Source organism: Methanococcoides orientis, from assembly GCF_021184045.1.
Taxonomy (GTDB): domain Archaea; phylum Halobacteriota; class Methanosarcinia; order Methanosarcinales; family Methanosarcinaceae; genus Methanococcoides; species Methanococcoides orientis.
In genome coordinates this window covers 491,578-513,897 of record NZ_CP073710.1, presented here as the reverse complement: position 1 = coordinate 513,897, position 22,320 = coordinate 491,578, and the positions used below count along the sequence as shown (strand labels likewise).

The 22,320-nt window shown below is 41.3% G+C and carries 21 protein-coding genes and 2 tRNA genes; 11 read left to right on the top strand and 12 right to left on the bottom strand.

The features are described from left to right. Positions 1 to 19: 19 nt before the first annotated feature. Together J7W08_RS02745 and J7W08_RS02740 are read left to right on the top strand one after the other, a co-directional pair. Complete coding sequence (locus tag J7W08_RS02745; protein WP_233085124.1) at positions 20 to 1,159, top strand: hypothetical protein; 1,140 nt, start codon at positions 20 to 22, stop codon at positions 1,157 to 1,159. Positions 1,160 to 1,228: 69 nt separating this feature from the next. Continuing rightward, positions 1,229 to 1,921 (top strand): RAD55 family ATPase, encoded by a 693-nt coding sequence (locus J7W08_RS02740; RefSeq protein WP_233085123.1) that lies wholly within the window; start codon positions 1,229 to 1,231, stop codon positions 1,919 to 1,921. A gap of 146 nt (positions 1,922 to 2,067) precedes the next feature. Here the strand turns inward: J7W08_RS02740 and J7W08_RS02735 are convergent, their stop codons facing one another. Both J7W08_RS02735 and J7W08_RS02730 read right to left on the bottom strand, forming a co-directional pair. Continuing rightward, positions 2,068 to 2,763: a diphthine--ammonia ligase gene (locus tag J7W08_RS02735; protein ID WP_233085122.1), complete on the bottom strand. Its 696-nt coding sequence runs from the start codon at positions 2,761 to 2,763 to the stop codon at positions 2,068 to 2,070. Positions 2,764 to 2,767: 4 nt separating this feature from the next. Further along, positions 2,768 to 4,282, bottom strand: a complete 1,515-nt coding sequence (locus tag J7W08_RS02730; RefSeq protein ID WP_233085121.1) for an asparagine synthase-related protein — start codon at positions 4,280 to 4,282, stop codon at positions 2,768 to 2,770. A gap of 185 nt (positions 4,283 to 4,467) precedes the next feature. Between J7W08_RS02730 and J7W08_RS12190 the strand changes: the two genes are divergently transcribed. The 5 genes from J7W08_RS12190 (at position 4,468) to purQ (ending at position 7,071) form a co-directional block, all read left to right on the top strand. Next, positions 4,468 to 4,590: a hypothetical protein gene (locus J7W08_RS12190; RefSeq protein ID WP_259370111.1), complete on the top strand. Its 123-nt coding sequence runs from the start codon at positions 4,468 to 4,470 to the stop codon at positions 4,588 to 4,590. 166 nt (positions 4,591 to 4,756) lie between these two features. After that, entirely contained in the window at positions 4,757 to 5,383 is a 627-nt protein-coding gene (locus J7W08_RS02725; protein ID WP_233085120.1) for a tetratricopeptide repeat protein, read from the top strand. A gap of 110 nt (positions 5,384 to 5,493) precedes the next feature. Continuing rightward, the gene (locus tag J7W08_RS02720; RefSeq protein WP_233085119.1) at positions 5,494 to 6,039 is read left to right on the top strand and encodes a CDP-alcohol phosphatidyltransferase family protein; all 546 of its coding nucleotides are present in this window, start codon (positions 5,494 to 5,496) and stop codon (positions 6,037 to 6,039) included. 87 nt (positions 6,040 to 6,126) lie between these two features. After that, positions 6,127 to 6,375: a phosphoribosylformylglycinamidine synthase subunit PurS gene (gene purS / locus J7W08_RS02715; RefSeq protein WP_233085118.1), complete on the top strand. Its 249-nt coding sequence runs from the start codon at positions 6,127 to 6,129 to the stop codon at positions 6,373 to 6,375. Beyond that, positions 6,376 to 7,071 carry a phosphoribosylformylglycinamidine synthase subunit PurQ gene (gene purQ / locus J7W08_RS02710; protein WP_233085117.1) on the top strand — a complete coding sequence of 232 codons (696 nt, stop codon included), beginning with the start codon at positions 6,376 to 6,378 and terminating at the stop codon, positions 7,069 to 7,071. A gap of 228 nt (positions 7,072 to 7,299) precedes the next feature. Here purQ and rnhB read toward each other — a convergent pair whose 3' ends face one another. Genes rnhB through J7W08_RS02695 form a run of 3 tightly spaced genes read right to left on the bottom strand, consistent with a single transcriptional unit; the run spans position 7,300 to position 12,501 of the window. Next, the gene (rnhB, locus tag J7W08_RS02705; RefSeq protein WP_233085116.1) at positions 7,300 to 7,944 is read right to left on the bottom strand and encodes a ribonuclease HII; all 645 of its coding nucleotides are present in this window, start codon (positions 7,942 to 7,944) and stop codon (positions 7,300 to 7,302) included. A 47-nt stretch (positions 7,945 to 7,991) separates the two neighbouring features. Beyond that, positions 7,992 to 10,217, bottom strand: a complete 2,226-nt coding sequence (locus J7W08_RS02700; RefSeq protein WP_233085115.1) for a type II secretion system F family protein — start codon at positions 10,215 to 10,217, stop codon at positions 7,992 to 7,994. A gap of 31 nt (positions 10,218 to 10,248) precedes the next feature. Further along, on the bottom strand, positions 10,249 to 12,501 hold the full coding sequence (locus J7W08_RS02695; RefSeq protein ID WP_233085114.1) for a type II/IV secretion system ATPase subunit: 2,253 nt from the start codon (positions 12,499 to 12,501) through the stop codon (positions 10,249 to 10,251). A 219-nt stretch (positions 12,502 to 12,720) separates the two neighbouring features. On the opposite strand from J7W08_RS02695, the gene pheT reads away from it, so the two are divergent. Then, positions 12,721 to 14,343, top strand: a complete 1,623-nt coding sequence (gene pheT / locus J7W08_RS02690; RefSeq protein ID WP_233085113.1) for a phenylalanine--tRNA ligase subunit beta — start codon at positions 12,721 to 12,723, stop codon at positions 14,341 to 14,343. 79 nt (positions 14,344 to 14,422) lie between these two features. Here the strand turns inward: pheT and J7W08_RS02685 are convergent, their stop codons facing one another. The 7 genes from J7W08_RS02685 to J7W08_RS02655 all read right to left on the bottom strand — a co-directional run bounded on the left by J7W08_RS02685 (position 14,423) and on the right by J7W08_RS02655 (position 20,576). After that, positions 14,423 to 15,148 (bottom strand): rhomboid family intramembrane serine protease, encoded by a 726-nt coding sequence (locus J7W08_RS02685; protein WP_233085112.1) that lies wholly within the window; start codon positions 15,146 to 15,148, stop codon positions 14,423 to 14,425. A 216-nt stretch (positions 15,149 to 15,364) separates the two neighbouring features. After that, a tRNA-Arg gene (locus tag J7W08_RS02680) sits at positions 15,365 to 15,459 on the bottom strand. A 199-nt stretch (positions 15,460 to 15,658) separates the two neighbouring features. Beyond that, positions 15,659 to 16,435, bottom strand: coding sequence for a sulfite exporter TauE/SafE family protein (locus J7W08_RS02675; RefSeq protein ID WP_233085111.1), 777 nt, complete (start codon positions 16,433 to 16,435; stop codon positions 15,659 to 15,661). A 22-nt stretch (positions 16,436 to 16,457) separates the two neighbouring features. After that, positions 16,458 to 17,147, bottom strand: a complete 690-nt coding sequence (locus tag J7W08_RS02670; RefSeq protein ID WP_233085110.1) for a potassium channel family protein — start codon at positions 17,145 to 17,147, stop codon at positions 16,458 to 16,460. A gap of 10 nt (positions 17,148 to 17,157) precedes the next feature. After that, complete coding sequence (locus J7W08_RS02665; RefSeq protein ID WP_233085109.1) at positions 17,158 to 18,162, bottom strand: potassium channel family protein; 1,005 nt, start codon at positions 18,160 to 18,162, stop codon at positions 17,158 to 17,160. A gap of 107 nt (positions 18,163 to 18,269) precedes the next feature. Continuing rightward, positions 18,270 to 20,009, bottom strand: a complete 1,740-nt coding sequence (locus tag J7W08_RS02660) for a site-2 protease family protein (RefSeq protein ID WP_233085108.1) — start codon at positions 20,007 to 20,009, stop codon at positions 18,270 to 18,272. 111 nt (positions 20,010 to 20,120) lie between these two features. Further along, positions 20,121 to 20,576, bottom strand: coding sequence for an ester cyclase (locus J7W08_RS02655; RefSeq protein ID WP_233085107.1), 456 nt, complete (start codon positions 20,574 to 20,576; stop codon positions 20,121 to 20,123). Between the two features lie 159 nt (positions 20,577 to 20,735). Here J7W08_RS02655 and J7W08_RS02650 point away from each other — a divergent pair. The 3 genes from J7W08_RS02650 (at position 20,736) to J7W08_RS02640 (ending at position 22,249) form a co-directional block, all read left to right on the top strand. Next, positions 20,736 to 20,821 (top strand) — tRNA-Leu (locus J7W08_RS02650). Between the two features lie 16 nt (positions 20,822 to 20,837). Beyond that, positions 20,838 to 21,677, top strand: a complete 840-nt coding sequence (locus J7W08_RS02645; protein WP_233085106.1) for a fumarate hydratase — start codon at positions 20,838 to 20,840, stop codon at positions 21,675 to 21,677. Then, the gene (locus tag J7W08_RS02640; protein ID WP_233085105.1) at positions 21,677 to 22,249 is read left to right on the top strand and encodes a FumA C-terminus/TtdB family hydratase beta subunit; all 573 of its coding nucleotides are present in this window, start codon (positions 21,677 to 21,679) and stop codon (positions 22,247 to 22,249) included. Before J7W08_RS02645 ends, J7W08_RS02640 begins: the two co-directional genes overlap by 1 nt. Positions 22,250 to 22,320 lie beyond the last annotated feature (71 nt).

Sequence of the window (22,320 nt, the reverse complement as noted above, 5' to 3'; positions counted from 1 at the left end):
ACCGGTAAAAGGTTACAAAATGGAAGCTGAAATTTCATATGCTATCGATTTACCCCAAGTTGTAAACAGCATGAATGCACAGGTTTTTTCCTGGGAACATGGTGTTGTTAACTTTACAGATAATGAGATCTGGTTCCCTACGGAAACCAGCTGGAAAGTAATACCTCTCAGATCACTAGAAAACGTATGCATTGACATCTCACCAGCGGTTATCAATGATATCCGTAAAGAAAGTGGATATTTAGATGAGCTGATGGTGAACTACAAGAAAAGCTCGTTATTTGGTTCTTCACACATAAAACATTCAATGATCCTGGCAGGTAATCCACAAGATCTTGCACAAATAAAGGATCATTTAATTGAAAAGATTGGATTAAGAGTTAATACTAGTTTTGAGGGTCTAAAGGAAGAAGAAATAAAGCTTTTGAACTTGTTGGCAACCGGAACAAAAGATATCAATAGTTATTTACCACTGATATCTGAAGACAGGAACATACTTCAACGTGCTTTTGAGACGCTTAAAAGAAGAGATCTGGTTGATAAATCTGCAAGAATAACACAGCAAGGCCAATACTATCTTGAGAAGACAAAAGAAACATCTGATCCTGCCATTGAAAAACCTTTTCCTTTTGAACTGGAACCAGAAATTGAAACACAGATAGCATCCAATGACTTAAAACCAAAGGACACTATAGTTCAATTCACAAAGAAATACGAATATTCATTTACATCGGGTTCTGTATTTCTGGAAGACCTCTGGCGTTACATAATGGTACCGGAAATAAAAGACATAGGTCTGAAAGTGTCAAATATAAGCAAACCATATATTCACATACAAACCAGATCTGGCACATCAATTGATATTGAATGCGAAAACTCACAGGTAATACTTGCATTAGAAATAATATTTAATGAAAAGGAAAATATTCAGACCCGATTATTGGCATGTCTTTATCTGAATATCAAAGAAGATTACAATATAGCAAATACATTGTATTTTGAACCGAAATACCTTAATTCACAATTAAACGAGTTAATTGCCAACCGACTTATTGAACCAGACAAGACCCTATCAAATAATGGTTTTGAGAATATCAGACATAACCTGAACTTTGAAAGAAGCGTTAGTTTGGAACATTTCAAAGAGACTTTACAATAACAATGGATCAAACTGCATAAGTCTGAGAAATATTATCAAAAAAATACGATACAACAAATGGTGGTATTAGTGAGATTTATAGATACAATTCAAGGCCTTGATGACATATTTGAAAACGACATACCAAAAGGAAGTGTAGTTCTAATAACTGGTCCACCAGGAAGTCTCAAATCAGGACTGACATTCTCCATACTTTCAAAATACCTGGATAACAGCAGTGAATTTGGAATATATATAACTCTTGAACAAAATAAGCGAAGCCACCTTGAGAATATGAAAAGTATGGGAATAGAACTTTCGGAAAATCTAGCCATATCAGACTTTACTGATTACAGGCTCCAGTATGATGAATTTTCAGGAGATCTATTAAACCTTATAGAGACAAATATCATTCAGTACAAGCATAAATTGGGAGATAAATTTACTTGCTTAACACTGGATTCACTGGGAGCGCTTTATTCCCTGATGGATGTCGAACCACGCCTTATGAGAAAAAGGCTCTATCACCTATTAGAACCACTAAGAAGAGAGAAACTGACTACGTTCCTGATCCTGGAAATGGCAGATCCAAATGGGCCTAACCATGACTTCGAGGGTTATCTTGCAGATGGGATAATCGAACTGGGAGTTCATACAAAAGATGATAGTACAAATCGTTTCATAAGAGTTAAAAAAATGCGTGCATCAGCCCATAGTATGGACCCATACATCCTCACAGTTTCAGACGATGGACTGCAAATATACAGAGGAACTATATTCTGATCGGTTAGCTTAGATCAAAATTAACTCATTTCTAAAAAATAAAATAATTTTATTTTTATTTATTTTTTTAAATCATTTTTAAATTCGTTTTAATTTTGTTTTAAATTTATATTAAATTATTTTTAAAAAAATTATATTATTATTTATTATTTATTATTCTTATCTACAAGTTCTGCATCCTCAATTACAACATTTGCAGTGTACTCATCACGTTCGACAAGTCTGAACTTATTTATCTTTATCTTTTTCATGAACATCGGAGCATCGGTAACAAAGCTCTCAAACTCGCCACCCTCACCTGCAATGTTCAAGCCGATCTTCTCGTTGAGCTTTACAAGCCGATCCACATCACTGCTAAATATAATCTTACCAACCCAGTTGCTGTTCAGACCATATGCTGCAATGCTACTGAAGATGAACTCAAATCCCTTTTCCAGCAGCTCTCTCATTTCCTGCTCCTGATCGATGTGCCATAATGGAGAGAATGACTCAAGACCCAGTTCATTGCATATCTTCTCGATCCGGTCCTTCTGGTAATTGGAATATAGTGCACCGGTCACAATGCCCTCAATTCCATATTCATCCTGAGCCTGCATGATCGCGTTCTTAAGATCTTCAAGCTCAAGTTCCTTCTCACCCTGAGTGAAGGTTTCCAGTAAAGGCAATCCCATAGCTTCGGCCTGCAGTCGTGCAAGATCGATATTGGGAGTGTGGAACATATATGAATCAGGATTCCTGCTCTTGATAGTGATCAGGCATTCGATAGAATAACCCCTCTCCTGCATAATATGCAATGCATAGTTCGAATCTTTTCCGGAACTAAAAAGAACACCCAGTTTCACTTTATCATTCTCCTTCAAAACTATTGATATAATCGGTCTTGTTGCTAAAACCTGCTTTCTTTGACAATTTTGCCAACGCTTTATCAAAGCGGCTTCCATATTGAGCAGCCTTCTTGCTGCGCTTTGTGATCATATCCGGAATACCTAGTTCCTCGCCTACCCTGCGTAGAACCACTTTGTTCATGCCATCAGACATCTTGAACTTTTCCGGGATAGACAGGGAATACTCTACGAACTTCTCATCAAGATATGGAAGACGCAGGGTTATTCCTGTAAACGAAGCAACAGTGTCATCCCTGTATGTATTAACCTCATGCATCTCAAGGATGTCTTTCAAGCAATCCTGATTAATGCTCCCGGAGTGCTTGTAACGGTTGTATCCAGCAAAGAGCTCATCTGCGCCGGCACCTGCAAAAAGGACATTGACACCATCCTTCTTCGCTGCAACACTCGCAGCATACATTGTAATGGCAACACCTGTCTTTGGGACACTGGCATCCTCGATCAGAGGTACGACCACCTTAAGGTATTCTTCAACTTTGTCAAGGTCAATCTCATGAACCTTCAGATTAAGTCCAAGTTCTCCGGCTATCTTTTTAGCACAGATAATATCCGGTGAGGAAGTATCACCGGAGAGTCCAACAGAATAACAGGTCACAGAAACACCCTTTGCTTCGGCGACATCCTTGCAGATGGAAGCCAGGATAGTAGAATCGATCCCTGCCGAGAACATAACACCAAAGTCCTCATCAGGAACGCGTACTGAAACTGCATCCATCAGTAATTTTAGTAATTCGTCGCGAACATCATCCTCCGATCCCCCAACCTCAACTGGCTCGGAAAGGAATTCACGACCATGCAGCATAATTGTGTTTTCCTCGAGATCATAGCATAATAATTGCCGGGGAGAAAGTTCCTTTATATCCATGTAACCTGCATTTTCAAGGAATTTTTTCTCAGAGGCAAAAGCAAGCCCACTGGAAAGATCATACCAAAGAGGCTTGACACCTATGAGATCCCTGCCGAGATAGACTTTCCCATCTACCTTACAGGCAAATGCATAAACACCACGTAGCTGACGAAGTGATGTGTCAAGAAAAGATAGGATATCCAATTCATTTAATTTATCATTATATGCTTTTTTAAGCAAATTATGAATGAACAGAGCAAGAAGATCAGCATCATTACTGATAGCATCAGTAACAGCCTTTTCATAATTTTCAGATAGATCTTCCCGATTATAAAGATCAACATCACAAATAGTTATAACATCCTTCACAGGTGATGAAAGATCTATCATTGAGGAAGTAGTCGAGGAAGTCATTGCAGGGTCAAAGAAAGTTATCATGGAGCCATTAGAAGAGATATCCGGGATCTCCGATCCGGATGGGAAAACAAGGACTTCATCTTTTGTGTAGATGAGAGCATCATAGTGTCTGCGTATTTCCATCTCCCTGAAAATAGCACTGGAATCGATCCCTTTATTTCCTGTGTTAAAATAACCTGCTATCCTGCCCATTATTTGAAAGAACCTGTCAACCATATATCTATGTATCGGATATATTAAAAGATAGAAGAAAAAAAGAAAGGACACACTCCCGCAGAAGCTATGCGTGAGGCAAGTAAGAAGAGCGAAAAAGCGATCATTGCCCCAGACCTGACAACGCTCTTTGGATTTTCAACATTGATAGCCACCCATTCTCGATGAACAGTAATTTTGCCCCGGTCACTGTTATCGACATTGCACTTGTATTCCTTGTCACATTCATCGTATTCCCCCAGTACTCACCTACCTTAACACCTGAAGAGATAGAAGACAGAGAGTAATTCACAAAAAAAACGAAGTATATTGACCACTGAATATATATTCTAAGCCTGCCCTATTAATTTGAAAGATACCGGAAAATAAAAGTGTACCAATTTATATTTGGCATACCTAAAAAAAGGTAGATTTTTATATCTTTATTCAAAAATAAAGGTGGAGTCGTATTTGATGGAAGAGAAGGAAAGAACAATAGAAGCACTGTTCAATCTTGGCTTCCATGCAGAATATCCGGAAGAAAAAGTAGAGTACTATTCTGCAATTCTTGAATCTGATTCCAGAAATCCTCATTTGTGGAATGAAGAAGCTTTGGCACTTGTGTGGACAAACACAGGGATCGCTTACTGTGACCTCAGCGAATATAAGAAAGCTGTTTACTGTTTTGAAAAAGCATTAGAACTTGATCCCCGTAATCCAGATATATGGTACAACAAAGGAATTGCACATTCCTACCTCGGTTACCATAAGGAATCGATCGAATCCTATACAAAAGCCCTCGAGATCAACCCTAAATACGATAATGCATGGATAAACAAAGGAATGCTCCATGATATATTGGGAGAGTATCATGAAGCCATCAGAAGCTATGAGAAGGTCCATGTTACAATGGAACTTGATCCAAAATATGCCCTTACATGGAATAAGAAAGGCGTTGCATATTCCCACCTTGGCAAATATGAGGAAGCTATCACCTGCTTTGCAAAAGTTCTCAACGTGGACCCGGAATATGAAGATGCAAAGAACAATATGGCGAATGCAATGAATAAGCTCAAGAACGTTACTGAGCACGGTTTATAATTAACTTTAACAAGTACTTTCATTAATAATGTAACCCTATAGATAGAACTTGATAGCAAGAGGGATCAATTATTTTCAATGAACTAAAAGACACTATCAGAATCTCGGTTTTGCCGCTTGCAAAGAACATTCCGATCTCGCCAAATATCCTAACCATCATAGGACTGCTCATCAGTGGCATTGCAGCCCTTGAGTTTGCCATCGGCGAACTTATCATGGGTGCGGCCTTCATTATGCTAAGTGGTATCTTTGATGTTCTTGATGGCGCAGTTGCAAGGGCTTCAGGCAACATAACACCATTTGGAGGCGTATTGGACTCGGTATGTGATAGATATGCAGACGCTATCATTTTTGCAGGCATCATTTATGGCTCCGTTAATGGAAGCATCCATCAGGCCACCTTGCTGCAGGCACCATTGTGGCTATGGTGCGTTCTCGCATTGATCGGCTCGTACATGGTCAGTTACACACGCGCAAGAGCAGAGGCCGCAGGATCCACTTCGATGAACGTGGGAATTGCAGAGAGGTCTGAAAGACTTATTATACTCGTACTGGGTGCTATCACAGGATATATTTTAATTGCAGTAGCCATTATAGCAGTACTTGCACACTTCACTCTTGTACAAAGAATATGGAATGCAAAACAAACATTGTAATTTAAAAGTGTATGTTAAAGCGATATTTTTAATTGCTTGATAACCATTATACCCCTAATCACATTATAGCAAAAACAGAGGATCAAAATGCAATATCGTGCAGAAGTAACAATCGAGCTTAAACCGGGAATGCTCGACCCGGAAGGTACCACCATCAAAAGGGCATTGGAACACCTTGGATACCACACAAACGAACTGAGGACATCAAAGAGATACATCATTGACCTTGAGGAAGAATCCGCTGAAAGGGCAGAGAAGAAGGTCGATGAGATGTGCCAGAAGCTTATCGCAAACCCGATCATCCACAATTATACCATAGACATGAGGGAAGCTTAAATGACAATAGCCATCATTGAGTTTGGTGGAAGTAATTGTAATCTTGATGTTCTGCACGTACTGGAAGATGTTGTTGGTGTAGATGCAGAACGTGTATGGTACAAGGAAACAGACCTTGACAGGTTCGAAGGTGCGATTATCCCCGGAGGATTCTCTTACGGTGACTACCTGCGCTCAGGCGCTATCGCATCACGCACACCCATCATCAATTCCGTAAAAAAGATGGCAGATGAGGGTAAGCCTATCATGGGAATTTGCAACGGTTTCCAGATACTGACCGAATCAGGACTCCTCAATGGTGCCCTGATGACCAACAAATATCCGAAATTCAGATGCGAATGGACAAATCTGCGAGTTGAGACCACAGACTCACCATTTACTTCCGCTTTCAAGGAAGGAGAGGTCATCCGCATACCCATCGCTCATATGGATGGTAACTTCTATGCTGATGAAGCAACCCTTTCAGCCATGGAAGATGAAAAGCTTGTAACCTTCAGGTATGTTGACAAAGAAGGCCGTGTGACCGATGAGGTAAACCCTAACGGTTCACAGGAGAACATTGCAGGCATACTGAACGGAAAAAGGAATGTAATGGGTCTTATGCCTCATCCGGAAAGAGCAGCTGAATCAATCCTCGGCTCCAATGATGGCATCAGGATGTTCCAGTCAATGGTGGAGTATATTAACAACAGGTAATATTGCCTGAATATACTCAACTTTTTTTCTTTATATTCTATAATTAACTCTTATATATAGTACGACTAATTCTACTGCAATCTAGTAACACAATTTTTTCTAGTACAATCTGGCCTAGCGCAGATCATTCTAGTAAAATATGGTCTACCGAAAACATATTTTTGTCTAGATGTACTCCGATATACCCCTGCTGAACTAAACCGATCCATCCCAGATTATCAGATTATCTTACTTTTCAACGATGTTCTGTGCAGTCTTCCAGGAATGCCTGACGATATCCGGCAGTGAACCGTGCTCATCATACCAATCCTTCAGGAACTTCTTGGTCTTTGGATCAGAGGGATATCCGCTTCCAAAATCCACACCAATATCTTTTTTGAGCTCCTCAATAAGTTCATCACGCCTGACCTTCGCTATAATGGATGCTGCAGATACTATAGGGAAAAGATCATCTGCACCATGTTTTGAAACTATTTTCGGAACCGTTATGTCAGGATGATTTTTCAAATAATTCTCAAGAAGACGTTTACCAAAGCGTTCCTCTTTTACATCCGCTGCATCCACATAGATCTCGTCACCCGAAAGATTCTCGATCACATTTCCAAAACCAAGCACCATGATCTCGTTCATGGTCATAAGTTTGCGAAGCTCATCTATCTGGTCAGGGGAAACTTCAAAAACATAATAGTCATCTGCATATTTCTTGATCTGGGACGCGAGATGCACTCTCTTTTTTGGCGACAGTTTCTTAGAATCGGCAACCCCGAGATTCTTAAGAGCATTAATTTTACTCTTATCAATTCTCACACCACCAATACACATCGGACCTATTACAGGACCTTTTCCAGCTTCATCAATTCCCACTATCTTCATTGAAATCTCCCATCATTGTAATTGTCCTGCTTGAGCAGAACAACTACTCATACGAACAGGGTGAATATAAGATAACCGACAGTGATCATGACTATTGAGTGTTTCAGTCCTGAAAGTACATTACCTTCGCCCATTGCCCCTGCCATAAGCCCGGAGCTTAATCCCTGAAGAAGGGAAGCATGCATGAATAAACGAGTGTATGCATCAAGGTCGAAATTACCAAGGAATCCTCCAGCCTGGGTTCCTGCTTCAGCCATCTTTTCACCAGCATTTGCCATCTCTGCCAGGAAGGTCGTGGAAATAACATAGATGACACCAACGAACACAAAGAACGCAATATAAATGATCACTATGTAGATCATCATGTTCATCGAACGCTCACGTTTCATAGACTGTTCTGATGCCGCATCGCGTGCTGCTACCAGAAGTACTTCACCCACATCACCACTTGATTCATTGGCTTTTGTAATAAGGGTCATAGAACGCGCTATAACATGAGTCCGAAGCCTGTTGGCAAACCTTATGAGAGCATCATTTACATTCATTCCCCAGAAGATGTCCTTCCAGATATTGTGGATCTCTTTGCCAAGGCTTCCTTTACCTGAAGTTGCCATCAGTGTTATGGAATCACGAAGGGTCATTCCAGTCTCGTTAGTGCTTGCAAGCTTTTTTAAGAAATCCGGGAAATTTTTCTCAAGACTTTTCTTCCTATGAGATTTAATCTCATGGAAAATAGCAAGAGGCACTATCACAAAGAAAAGACCAAGCACAATATAATCATCAATAAAAGCGACGATATCGGATGTTGTATACAGATCTCCTTTGTTCATCAAGAACGGGATCAAAATAACCAGAAATGCAATTGGTAATGTAACAGCAAGGGTATAAAGAGGGTTATTTAACAGCGGTTTGAGAGGATTCTGCAAGAAATCACTAAATGATAATGATTTTTTTGACTTTGCAAGACCCTCATACAATGCTCTCTCCTGAACCTTTTCTTCAGTCTCATCTATAAGTTCACCTGCTTCATTATATACAGGTTCAAGATATGATGGGACCTGAGGAATACCATGATCAAGAACTACCGTAGTAGGCAGGATATCAGGTTCTCCACTCTCACTTGGAGTGATAATACTGATCATCACAACAAACATCAGTGAGCCGATCGGCAGTACAGCATAAATGATAGCATACACCATGACATCCGACCCGGACCCCATTACTGCCATCATAACACCAAGTATGATGATAAAGAGAGGACCGGCAACGAATGCAGTAACATAAGATTCTGACAGCAATGCCAGGGTCTCCAGGAATCCTTTTTGGTCCACTATGGATTTTTGCAAGTACTGTTCAGACTTGTCCTGGAAATAACGTGGAATGCTTCCACCACTGTCAATGATGGTCAGAAGGTTCTGCATCAGGTCCTGAAACCTTTCTGAAGGAGTTACCTCGCTAATGTTCGAGATAGCAGTTCTAAGGTCGTGTCCGAAATAATCCATCTCACGCAGGATAGCATCTATTTCTTTTGAAACTTCACCATAAGTATCCTCTGAACGAGCCAATAGCCTGAATACCTCAATGATATTCATGCCACCCTTACAAAGAGCATACATGAAAGTTACAGCATAAGGCAAATGCCTGTCGATGTCACCCTTACGTTCACCTGCCTTGAAAGCGGGGTAAAGCATGAAGGATACATAGGTGACACCTCCAATAATTGCAGAAAAAAGAGCGGTTATCAAAAATCCGACGAATAGTGATTTAAATTGCAGTATCCAGGAAGTGGATGTACTGAACTCCAGATTTGTTATAGAATCAGGAAGACCGATCAGATTCACAACAACATGCGAGAGGAAAAGACCAAGAATAAGGCCAATTATACAGCAAAATACTGAATAGAAAATCGCATTTGAAACATACATCTCATATGAAAGCGGAACACGTGCCTGGAAAAGTTGCACCTGAAGATGTGCATATTTTTCTTTCCTTGCCTTAATTCGATCACCGAGTAATGCAAAAGGGATCTTTTTTAAAATCGCAAAGTATTCAAAGAACTTTTCAAAAGTTTCATTGTCCTTTTTTGGACCTCCGGATAACTTTCGTTTAAATCCACTCAGGAATGAATCTTTTTTACTCCCGGAAGAAAGTGATGAGGAGCTGTTTACCTCTGTTTCGATTGAAGGTTCGACATCCTGAAGACTACCATGTTCTTCGACAAGATCGGGAACTTTTTCCTGGATTTGGCCTTCATGAGCTGTTTCCTGAGACATATCTTCTGTCACCTTACCACTCCAAAGAACGTTATAGCATATCAAGTTCCTTCAAAATTTTATCCGGTGTGGATTGATAAGCATTAATAATACCAGAGATCTGCTTAAAGTCCTCAATTTCATTATCTACCATATATTCCAGTATACGCTGCCGGTTTGCCAATTCCCTGTTGACATCCATTGCACCCCAACCTCTCCTCATACGAATATCCATCAAAGCTTTTGAATCACCTGTCCTGTGGAAGGCATCGGTCGAAGAATCCCACACGAAAACATCATTGGTCCTGACATTTCGTGTATTTGGATCAATATCAATGATCTCTACAACTTTCAGATTTCTTCTGACACGCTTGCCCATGGAATAGGTCTGTGCCTGAATACACATAATATCCAGCGCCTGTATCATATTACGCGGCACACTTATAGGCGGGTTCTCAAGCCTGTGGATAGCAGATGGAACTGAATCTGCATGCATTGTAGAGAAAGTGGTATGTCCTGTGGACATTGCCTGGAAAAGTGTCAGAGCTTCTTTACCACGAACTTCTCCGACAAGGAGATATTCCGGACGCTGACGTAATGCAGCCTTTAGAAGATCATACATATCTACAGAACCACGATCATCCGCGGTGAAGGAATCTCTGGTCATACCAGGGATCCAATTTGGATGAGGCAATTTCAATTCCCTTGTATCTTCAAGACTTATTATCTTAGCTTTTTCAGGGATAAACAGAGATACAGCATTCAGTGAAGAAGTCTTACCGGATGCAGTACCACCGGCATAGATCAGGCTCTTGTTATTCTCAATGCATAACCAAAGATATGCCATACATTCCGGAGAGAATGTTCCCCACTTCAGGAGGTCTACCGGAGTGATAGGATCCTCGCTGAACTTCCTGATAGTAAATGTACTACCATGGGTTGTAACACTGACACCAAGTGTCATCTGTATCCTTGAACCATCCGGCATAGTGGCATCTACCATCGGATCTGCCACTGAGATATGCTTACCACTCTTCTGTGCAAGCTGGATAATGAAAGAATCAAGTTCTTTTTCCTCAAAAATAATGTTAGTAGCAATATTCTGATAAGCACGGTGATAAAGGAAGATTGGCTTACTGTGACCATTCCCGGAAACATCTTCTATTGAACTATCATTCATCAATGGATCGATCTTACCGAATTTGATGAAATCACGCTTAATGTAATAAAATACCTTCTCAAGCATTGCAGGAGTTATTTCGATAGCATAGTCCTTGATGATTTCACGGATCTCTTTTTCAAGCACTTTTTCCTTGTCTTCAGTTTCATCAATATCTTCTACCAGAAGCTCATTATGAAGACGATCCTTTATTTCGGTCAGGAATACCTGCTCAAAGTCAGACAGTGACGGCTCGACCACATAATAAATATGATCATTTCGATCCTCATTGTAAAGAATTACAATAAAAACATACGGTTCCGAGATCCAGTAACGTTCTACTTCCTCATAGTCTTCGACACCTGTAAATTCTGAAAGGATGTCATGGACTTCCGGATCATAGGGTTCTACCTCTTCATTTTCTCTTCTGAAGAGATTCTTTATTTTTTCCTTAAAGCCGATCTTTTCAGCGGAAAAGGATTCCTCGTCATCTGCAGAGATAAGTTCTTCCTGAAGATCGTCGGCAGAAACACCTCTTTCGGCATCAATGTTTTCGACCCCACTTTTTCCGAAAGCATCTGAAAGTTCCGGAACTGGTTCTTCCGGATCATTACTCTCTTTACCTACCGGTTCTCCGGCAAGATGAAAACCCTCCGGGATCTCATTATCCCCACTGCCCTCTTCTGTAAGCTCAATGTGCATTTTCGGGACAGTTTCTGTCGCACTTTGCTGCCTGCCTGCAGATAATTCGAATTCTTCCGGGTCAATGCTAACAGGTTCAAACCCCTCAGGATAGCCATTCTTCGGCCTCCAGTCCTCCAGGTTGGACCTGAATTCTTTCTCTGGACGGGCAAAGTTCTCTGACCTTGGCAGAAGGACATTAAGATCCTCATCACCATTATCAAAACTGTTCCTTCCAGGAGGATTAACAAAGCTATTTCTTGATCTGCTTCTTGGTGTTAGAATAACTGCTTCAAGGTCTTCTTCATTAATTTCATTACTATTGTGAAATTCAGATAGTGTGTCGCTAAGATCCTCACCTTCATTAGCCTCACCAGAGTCTTTTCCTTCGACAGTTTTATGATCAGCATCTTCAATGCCATTCAACTTGTCGCCATTCAGATTATCTTCTGCCTTTTTTGCCATTGTTACACCGCAAGAGGTCTGTGCATATGATAGCCACAGATGGTGTGACCTATTATCATAATGATAATTATCAGTATCTATTATTAAACTTATTGCATTTAAATGAGCACATTATAAAGAAAATTAATGAAAAATATTAAATCAAAAGCTACACATGTTCGTTCTATTATCGGTTCAAATTGCTAATGGTCATATAATATGACCACGGAGATATCCCACATGCCAATAATTACCTTACAATATGAGGATCTGGAATCACTCACACGTTCAGACAAGGACACGATCATTGACCGCGTACCAATGATAGGTGCAGACATCGAACGTATCGAAAAAGAATCCATAGACATTGAGTTCTTCCCTGACCGCCCTGACCTTTACAGTGTGGAAGGAGTGGCAAGAGCCATGCGCGGATTTATGAACATCGAAACCGGGCTTTGTCATTATGACGTAACACCATCAGACATTACGATAGAGCTTGATGATCAGATCGGGAATGTCCGCCCGGTACTTGGCTGTGCGGTTGTAAGGGGAATAAACTTCACATCCAGCTCCATTAAATCCCTGATGGACCTCCAGGAATCCCTACACTGGGGACTTGGAAGGAACAGGAAGAAAGTTTCCATCGGCGTTCACGACATGGCAAGTATCACCCCGCCATTCAAATATCAGGCTGTTGACCCGGATTATAAATTCGTACCTCTTGACTTTACAGAACCAATGACAATGGATGAGATCCTTGCGGAACATCCAAAGGGAGTACGCTTTGCCGACATCCTTGAAGGAATGGAAAAATATCCATTGATAACTGATTCAAAGGAAAATGTACTTTCATTCCCTCCAATCATCAATGGAACGCTTACAAGAGTAGAAGAAAGCACTACTGACCTGTTCATTGATGTGACCGGTCTGGGAGATGCTGTTTACACTGCACTTAACATCGTAGTGACCGCACTTGCAGAGAGGGGGGGCGAGGTCGAATCGGTGAAGATCACCTATCCGGATGGAACTGAAAAGATAACTCCTGACATGACAGCTCGCGATCTCAAACTTCCAAGATCAGAGATCGATTCACTAATAGGCGTGGAACTTACTAATGAGGAGATCATCAACGAGCTGGAAAGAATGGGATTCGGTGCAAGCCTTTCTGATGACGGAGAGAACTTCGACATCATGGTCCCTTCCTACAGGGCAGATATATTGCACAATTTTGACGTGATCGAGGATATTGCCATCGGATATGGCTTTGACAAGATCCAGAGCAAATTTCCAAAGAATGCCACCATAGGAAGCGCACATCCAATATCCCTTACTAGAGGAGCAATGCGTGAGATAATGGTAAGCCTGGGATATTCAGAGGTCATGCCTTTTACACTCACCAGCCAGAAAGTACACTTTGAGTGGATGGGACGTGAAGAGACAGATGATGTTACGTTCGTGCTTCACCCTATAAGCGAAGACCAGACAATGGTCCGCACAACCATATTACCAAATCTCATAGAAATATTCTCCCTGAACCAGCACCATGAGCTCCCCCAGCGCATCTTTGAGGTCGGAGAAGTTGTTGTGAATGCAAAGAACAGGCTTCACCTTTCAGCTGCCTCGATCCATGCGCAGGCAAACTTCACTGAGATCAGGGAAGTCCTGGACGCTGTGATGAGGGAGAGGGATATTCAATACGAGGTAACCGAATCAACAGATCCTGCATTTATCGAAGGCAGACGTGCTGACATCATTGTCGATGGTAAGAAGGTTGGTGTAATGGGAGAACTCTATCCAGGAGTTATTGTCAACTTTGGCCTTGGCCAGCCGATCGTTGCTTTTGAGATCGATATGACAGAATGAAATGTAAGATTATAATATTTCAGACTTAAAATTAAATATTCCATCAAATCTTCCCGGAAATATCCGGGAAACTTCTTTTTTAAATTATCTTATTTACCTGTTCAAGCATAAGAGCGGACATTAATCCAAATACATAGCCGGCATAATGCCCCAGACTGTTTACAATTCCTGTTTCATTTATGATGTTTTCTGGGATCAGTAATGGCAGACCTATCAGAAAATATCCAAGAACGAGATAGACAAGTCCGATATAGAAGAGAATCAAATTCGAGGAACCGTGCTTTATGCCTGATCCACAAAATGAATGGAGTTTCAGGGAAATACAATCAAAGAACGGACGATTGGCATAAGCAGTTACCAGTAAAAGTATAGATATTCCCATATACATGAAAATAGAGGCTTTCAAATTAAAAAGCACCAGGAAGAGGTTCAAAAATATCAAAAAATAAATGAACTCGTGCCCTATTTTAGGACAATAATACTTTTTGCAATACCTGTAAAAAGCAAACATCAGGTAAGCTACCAGTGCACTTACAACTCCTGAATATCCCTGAACAGGAAATGGAAGGTCTATAAAATATACCATTGAAAATGAAACAACAAATGGAAGGACGAAAGAAAATAACAAAAATGATATGATGAAAAATTTCCTGTCGGTTTCAAAATTAATGATCAGGAACATGACGATCAGATAAAAGACCACATTCTCCATCAAATGAGAATATGAAGAATGGACATAGTTGGACAGAAAAAGTGTTTCGACCCTTGGCTCCAATGGAAAGAGAATGAAATGATCGAACTTCATATAATCAGGTAGTATAAACAACATCAATAAAATAGATGGCAGAAAAAAGAACAAGAGAAAAATATCTATGTCCTTCCAGTTTACATTAAAAAAATGAAACTTACTTATCTCTTCTTTTAATCTGAGATCCATAAATGATAATTATTTTCAAAACATTATAAGTTTTTGATAAGAACCTAAATATTGAGTAGAAATTAAAAATGAAGTTAAAAAATACGGGCCCGCCGCGATTCGAACGCGGGTCAATGGGTCTCTTCGAGGAATAATCCACTTCGAAGCCCATGAGGATGTCCTGGCTACCCTACGGGCCCATACAACTTAGAATTGCGTTGTATCATTGTGATGTTTCGTATTAAACCTTTCTATCATAGAAAGGAGAGCATTGAGCAGAAGTTCAGAATCTTATCAGCCTGACCTTACACATCACGCCTCTTACCAGCCACATTCCTTAATCATTCTTTCCCAACCGTATTCCCTAATCCTTCTTTCCTAGCCATATTTTCCTTACCCTTATTTCCCAATAAGAGACCACTGTAGCATCACGGCTATCAACAGCAGCACCATACCGAGTATCTTACTGAAATACTGTTCAAAGAATAAACGAAGCTTATCATGCCGAAGATACATCAGCCGTGAACCTATCTGCCCACCCACCAGTGCCGTAAATCCCATAGCAGCAAGAAGTGAAAGATCGATCTGTAAACTACCTATATGTGACAGAAATCCGGACAGAGATGAAAAGAGAACTACTAATGCGGATGTTGCAGGTGCACTCTTTATTCCAAATCCCAGAAGCAACAAGACAGGAACCAGGAATGTACCGCCACCAATGCCCAGCATTCCTGCAACTGTTCCGATAAACAAGCCCAGAATGATACCGACAATAAAGCGTGCTTTCCAGCTGGCCTTCATTCCAATTTCCGCCTTCCCGATCCTCTTTGAAAATATAACAATGAACCCTGCCAATGCAACTACCAGACTGAATATGCTTAATGTTGTAGTATCAGGAACAGATCGTGAAATAAAAGCCCCAAATGGTGCAGCTATTGCAGAGGATAGTATAAATGGTGCAGCCGTATGAAAATCCACCATCCTCTTTTTAATATAAGTTATCGATGCTGAAAAAGTGGTCACCACGTTTAACAACAGTGCAATTGCGATCGCTGTCAAAAGGTCCATCCCAAGCCAGTATAACAGAGGGACATATATGATCGCACCACCCATTCCAAGGAACGAGAAAAGGATGGAAAGGCAGAAAACAATTGCAATATAGAAAAATAGCTCCATAAATGTATATCCACCGAAATTCTCAATCCTGTTTAAGGAAGATATTCCTGAATTTCTCGACATGCTCCCTGTTTCCAACTACGGCAATCGTATCGCCTACCTCCAGTATGAAGGAAGAAGGAAGAGAGACAGTCACTGAGCCTTTTCTTTCCACACCTATGATCTTGCAGTCAAATTTATTTACAAGATCAAGTTCTCCTATACTATTGCCAACCATACCGGAACCTTCCTTGAGCTGGAACTTTTCGATCTCGATACCCTCATAGAGTACGATCTCCTCATAAAGCTGATAGCATTCAGGACGGGAGCATTTTGATGTGATCTTGGCAAGCAGCTGACCAGACACGATGGAAAGTGAAGCTACGTAATCCGCTCCGGCCTTGTATAACTTATCAATGGAATTAACAGAATTTGCACGGGAGAAAATGATACAATCAGGCTTTAGACCACGTGCCATAAGAGTTGCAAAGATAACTTCGGTATCAGTATTCAACGTAATGATCACCGTAGATGCTTTCTCAATACCTGCCTGCTTGAGGATAGCTTCATCATTCCCATCACCAATGATGTGGTCAAAATTGACATTTGATAATGCAGCCTCATTTTTATCGACCACGATGAAATTAACATCATTCTCAACAAATACCTCAACTATACTTTTGCCAACATCGCCATAGCCAAGTAAGATCAAATGTTCATTTGTTATCATCATATTGCGCCCTTTAATCGGTCAATTTGCCCAATTTCTGAAGCTGTTCCTTGCTGCCTACTGCAAGAATGACAGTATTATCTTTTATCACATCACCCGGATGAATATTAAAAGTTAACTGCCCCCCTTTTCTTAAGCCAATGACAGTAGCTCCGGTCTTTTCATTAATAGTAGACTGTGCCAGAGTTTTTCCGATCAATTCACTTTTTGAGTATACAGGAAACTCTACGATGCTACACCCATCAAAGAATTCGGTAGTACCAAAAAGTACGCCAAGGAAGGGATCAACTGCTTTTTTTGCAAAGAACCTGCCCAGTACAAGTTTTGGTGATATGACACGATCAGCACCAGCATATTTCAGGTATTTTATCTTTGAAGCATCTTCTGCCACAGCAATAACCTTGACATCACTAACTTTTCGAGCAGTTAGAACAATGTTCGCATTTTCATTATCTGACTGGTTAGCAATGAGAAAGCGGGCAGAATTTATGTTAGCATTCTCAAGTGTGACCTCATCGCTTGGATCGCCATACATGCAAGGAATGTTATTCCTGGATAACATTCGCAGAGCATCCTCATCTTCTGATACAATAACAAAACTTGTATTTTGCCCCTGAAACTCCTCCACCAGGGTCTCCACAAGTGCATTATACCCACAGACAATGATGTGATCCGAATACTTTTTTGGAACCTTGACAGCAAGAGGAAGTTTCATCGTTTTCTCGAACCAGGGAGTGATGACAAGTGTGATCAAAATTCCAAAGAACAAAGGAATACCTGAGAGCATAACTATAATGGAAAATATCTTACCGATCATCGACTGGAAGACAATATCACCATAACCAACTGTAGTTACGGAAGCCATAACCCAATAGATAGAATTTGCCAGATTGGCATATTCATGCTGCCCCTCATATTCCATCAGATTTATGAAAAGCACCATATAAAACAGAACGACAAAGATCGACATTGCAAGATAAGCTGCAATCGACGAACTCAAGAATTTTGGATATCTCATCTCGCGACCTCTTAGATTCCCACGTTTTGTTGTGTCATAGTACTTTCATAATGTTTTCATATCAATTCATAGTTGATCCATTGATGTATTCCAAACTGTTGCAGCCATCAGAACCCATGTACGATATATGGTCCGAATATCATGAACAGGAAGGATATGAGGATCACAAATGTGAAAGTTGCGGCTATGGCTGCTGATATCTCTGTTGCCCTTCCCTCATCCGATACGAGCCTGCCAACAAAGGACCTGAGATAGTCCTTGAACACATGACCACCATCTAATGGAACTGCCGGAAGACAGTTGAAAAGGCCAACATAGAAATTAAGCCAACCGACCCATAGCAAAGTATTGGCGATCCAGAACACACCGATACCCAGAGGTTCACCCCACCCTACAGGATGATAGAACTGGGCAAGTGTGCCACTAAATCCAGGGAAACCTTCACCAGCAAAGCCCACGATAGGAAGTCCCAGAAGAATGACCCAGCCGACAAAACCGGTCATCAGTGAAGGTATTGACTGCAGGGCTTCAAGGTAGGCCTTTGCAGGGAACTCACCCACAGTAAGGCCAAGAGAGGTTATCTCCAGTCCATTATAATAAACACCAAGGAAACCTTTCTCAGAAGTGGCATCCTGACCCGGAGCCAGCTCTACTTCAAAGAAAGCAGAGGATGCTTCTTCCACAGGACCATCGCCCACCAGAGCCTCTACCATGATCGTCTGACCGGCCTTTGTTGAGCTCATGAAAACTACGAAGTCATCGGAGGAATTTATTGGAGTTCCATCAATGTTAATGATAAGCATTCCTTTCTCGATACCCGCTGCTTCAGCGGGCGAGTCCGGAACAATATTGTTTATAAAGACTCCATTAGCTTCCTGTAGGCCGGGTTCTGCCACCTGAACATCATAGGTCGAGACCACACGGTCTTTGGCAGCATGCACCTCCACCACAGTACCAGGTTCAATATTATCAATATAAAGCAGAATATCGTTCACGTTCGCAACCGGAGTATCATCGATCTGGGTGATGACCATGTTATCCTGAAGTCCTGCAATATCTGCTGAAGAATCAGGTGTAACATTAACTATCATAGCATCACCAAGAGGTGATATCGCTCCAAGGACAGGACCGAACAAAAGTATTAATGCGATTGCTGCAACCATAAAATTGGACATAACACCGGCGGCCAGTATCCGTGCCCTTTGTTCCCTTGTGGCCACTTTGCTATTATCTGGCTTTTTATCTATACCCAGGACCTTCCTCTCGATAGGCCCATCAGTGGAACTTGTGACCTGATCAGTATCAGCTTCCGCCCTTACCCCGAAAAGCTCCTCCTCATCCGGTTCGGCAAAACCTCCGATAGGAACTATAGCAAGCAGGATACCCATGGACTTGACCCTGATGCCTTCTACCCTACACAGGATCGCATGTGAGAACTCATGTACTACAAGTGTTACCAGAAGAGCAATAATACCCCAGGAAAGAGGTATGAACTCATTTACACCCGGTATTAGGAAAATGTTCCTTGCCTCATTGAACTTACCCGGTTCAGGAAGTGTATTATCCCCAATGGAAGACAGCATGGCAACATCTGATATAACTATAATGAGGAACATGGCGAACATGCCAATGAACATAAGGATTATGCCAATATTCGCAAATAACTTCCACGCACTTTTAGGCTTTGCAAGGAAGTCCAACAGTTTCTGGCCCCTGAGAGTCCTTATCATAAGTACAGGACCATAGGTAGAGATGTTATATCGCTCAAGTATGCCTTTTTTGTCAAGGATCGATACAATGACCCAGTACAAAAGGAAAAAGGCAATCAAAATTCTGGTTTCTATCAAATGAATTCTCCGGGATTATATGTCTGGAATAAGACCATGCATTTTCAACTAATCTGGTATCTGTTTGTATAAAAGATATGCCATTAAGACCTGAGTATTATTCAGATCCTCTCAAAGCATATCAGATGAAAAAGCACCGAACTGCTGGGCAAAGTTTAATTGATCCACCTCTTCCCAGTCCTCAGCGATCAGGCTATCCTCTATACGTGTGATCGTGATACCGGTAAATGTAACCGGCTTGTGTGTGGGCGGAACTCCCTGGAAATCAGCCAGATGCGTACCACTGGCAGTCCACCTGGTCACAACTTTGTCACCTTCAGCAATAACATCATTAACAACAAAATGAAGATCAGGAAGAGCCTTGTGGATGGATTCCATGAAATCCATAAGAGACTCAAGATCTAGTGTTTCACCGCCAAAATGAATCTTATAGTCAGGGCTGCACTTATCCGTCAATTGTTTTGGATGCCAACCACGATCTGAAATGCCCAGAACCATTTCTTTGTTCTTTTCTTCGATCCTGCGCGGGTCAAAGGATGCACTATTTTCAGGTATATCTGTCGTCATCGTTAGATTACAATTACTTACTCTTTAATAAGTATATTTCAAAGAAAAGCATATTTTCTGCAAAATAGCACTTTCATTCAAATTAAAAAGGCACATACGAATGAACAATAGATAAGTTTATAACAAATACTGCTATTTCTGGTAACGTATTTCTCAAATGCGGGAGTAACCAAGTGGCCAACGGTGGCAGACTCAAGATCTGCTCGTGTAGACGTTCGGGGGTTCGAATCCCTTCTCCCGCACCATTTAAGGTGATCTTTTTTGACTGGCAAGATAACTTATGATGCTGTAGTTAAGGCCACTATTGACACAATCAAAGAAGCTGAGACACTTCTCCCTGATGATGTTATAAAAGCTCTTGAAACAGCAAAAAAAAATGAATCAAGCAACGTTGCAAGATCGCAGATAGAAGCGATCCTTAAGAACATAGAGATTGCAGGGAACAACAGCATTCCCCTCTGCCAGGATACAGGCATACTTATTTTTTATGTCGACATAGGCAGGGACCTGCATATTGATTTTGACCTTAAGGGAGCGATACTTGAAGCTACCAGGATAGCAACCCAACAGGTCCCATTGCGTCCAAATGCTGTAGATCCACTTACTCGAAACAACAGCAGTGACAATACAGGCGAAGGCCTTCCCGATATCAAATATGACTTTGTGGAAGGAGAGCATCTGAAGATAACAGTAGCCCCAAAAGGTGCAGGTTCCGAGAACATGAGCGTTCTGAAGATGATGAACCCCACCGAGCTTAAAAGCATTGATGACTTCATTGTTGAAACCGTGCTCAATGCCGGAGGGAGACCATGCCCGCCTGTTATCGTAGGTGTCGGTATCGGAGGTTCTTTCGACAAAGCTGCAAGGCTTGCTAAATCCTCACTTTTACGAACCGTAGATGACATGAATGATGAAGAGAAGGCAGTCCTTTCCAGGATAAATTCACTGGGGATAGGACCAATGGGCCTTGGAGGCGATACCACTGCTCTTGCAGTACATCTTAACACATCTCACTGCCACACAGCATCCCTGCCTGTAGCTATTAATATCCAGTGCTGGGCAAACCGGCATGCTTCCGTCACACTCGGAGGTGATGAATAATGGAATATCATCTAAATACACCTCTTAAGAAGGAAGACGTCGAACAACTCGATGCCGGTGATATTGTCTACCTCACAGGAACTGTCCTGACAGCCCGCGATGAAGCACATGCACGCATCCTTGAAATGCATGAGGAAGGCCTTGAGCTGCCTTTTGAACTGGAAGGCGCAGCTATTTACCACTGTGGACCCCTGATGCAGCAGATAGAAGGAAAATGGATTGTCGTTGCAGCCGGACCTACAACAAGCGACAGGATGTCAAAGATGACACCGGACCTTCTTGAGCATTTCAAAGTCCGTGCCCTTGTAGGAAAAGGTGGCATGAACAACGTGGCTGAAAGCCTGAAAGGGAAATGTATATACCTTGCTTACACCGGTGGATGTGCAGCACTTGCAGCAGGTTCCATAAAGAATGTACCGCAAGTTCACTGGCTGGACCTTGGAATGCCTGAAGCAGTATGGGAACTTGAAGTCGTTGAGTTCGGCCCCCTCATTGTCGGTATTGACACAAAGGGAAATGACCTGTTCACATCTATAAAAGAAAAAGCACGAGAGTCCTTTTTAAAGAAGTGAACTCTCCCAAGTTATTTTTTTACTATATATTATTTATTTTTAGATTATATTCTTACTTCTTTGTTTATTGG

Excerpts from the sequence above, each read along its gene's own strand:
- purQ (WP_233085117.1), top strand. The coding sequence starts at position 6,376 with ATGACAATAGCCATCATTGAGTTTGGTGGAAGTAATTGTAATCTTGAT.
- J7W08_RS12190 (WP_259370111.1), top strand. The coding sequence starts at position 4,468 with ATGAACAGTAATTTTGCCCCGGTCACTGTTATCGACATTGCACTTGTA.
- rnhB (WP_233085116.1), bottom strand. The coding sequence starts at position 7,944 with ATGAAGATAGTGGGAATTGATGAAGCTGGAAAAGGTCCTGTAATAGGT.
- J7W08_RS02685 (WP_233085112.1), bottom strand. The coding sequence starts at position 15,148 with ATGAAGTTCGATCATTTCATTCTCTTTCCATTGGAGCCAAGGGTCGAA.
- J7W08_RS02675 (WP_233085111.1), bottom strand. The coding sequence starts at position 16,435 with ATGGAGCTATTTTTCTATATTGCAATTGTTTTCTGCCTTTCCATCCTT.
- J7W08_RS02670 (WP_233085110.1), bottom strand. The coding sequence starts at position 17,147 with ATGATGATAACAAATGAACATTTGATCTTACTTGGCTATGGCGATGTT.
- J7W08_RS02640 (WP_233085105.1), top strand. The coding sequence starts at position 21,677 with ATGGAATATCATCTAAATACACCTCTTAAGAAGGAAGACGTCGAACAA.
- pheT (WP_233085113.1), top strand. The coding sequence starts at position 12,721 with ATGCCAATAATTACCTTACAATATGAGGATCTGGAATCACTCACACGT.
- J7W08_RS02745 (WP_233085124.1), top strand. The coding sequence starts at position 20 with ATGGAAGCTGAAATTTCATATGCTATCGATTTACCCCAAGTTGTAAAC.
- J7W08_RS02665 (WP_233085109.1), bottom strand. The coding sequence starts at position 18,162 with ATGAGATATCCAAAATTCTTGAGTTCGTCGATTGCAGCTTATCTTGCA.
- J7W08_RS02730 (WP_233085121.1), bottom strand. The coding sequence starts at position 4,282 with ATGGGCAGGATAGCAGGTTATTTTAACACAGGAAATAAAGGGATCGAT.
- J7W08_RS02695 (WP_233085114.1), bottom strand. The coding sequence starts at position 12,501 with ATGGCAAAAAAGGCAGAAGATAATCTGAATGGCGACAAGTTGAATGGC.
- J7W08_RS02700 (WP_233085115.1), bottom strand. The coding sequence starts at position 10,217 with ATGTCTCAGGAAACAGCTCATGAAGGCCAAATCCAGGAAAAAGTTCCC.
- J7W08_RS02725 (WP_233085120.1), top strand. The coding sequence starts at position 4,757 with ATGGAAGAGAAGGAAAGAACAATAGAAGCACTGTTCAATCTTGGCTTC.
- J7W08_RS02655 (WP_233085107.1), bottom strand. The coding sequence starts at position 20,576 with ATGACGACAGATATACCTGAAAATAGTGCATCCTTTGACCCGCGCAGG.
- purS (WP_233085118.1), top strand. The coding sequence starts at position 6,127 with ATGCAATATCGTGCAGAAGTAACAATCGAGCTTAAACCGGGAATGCTC.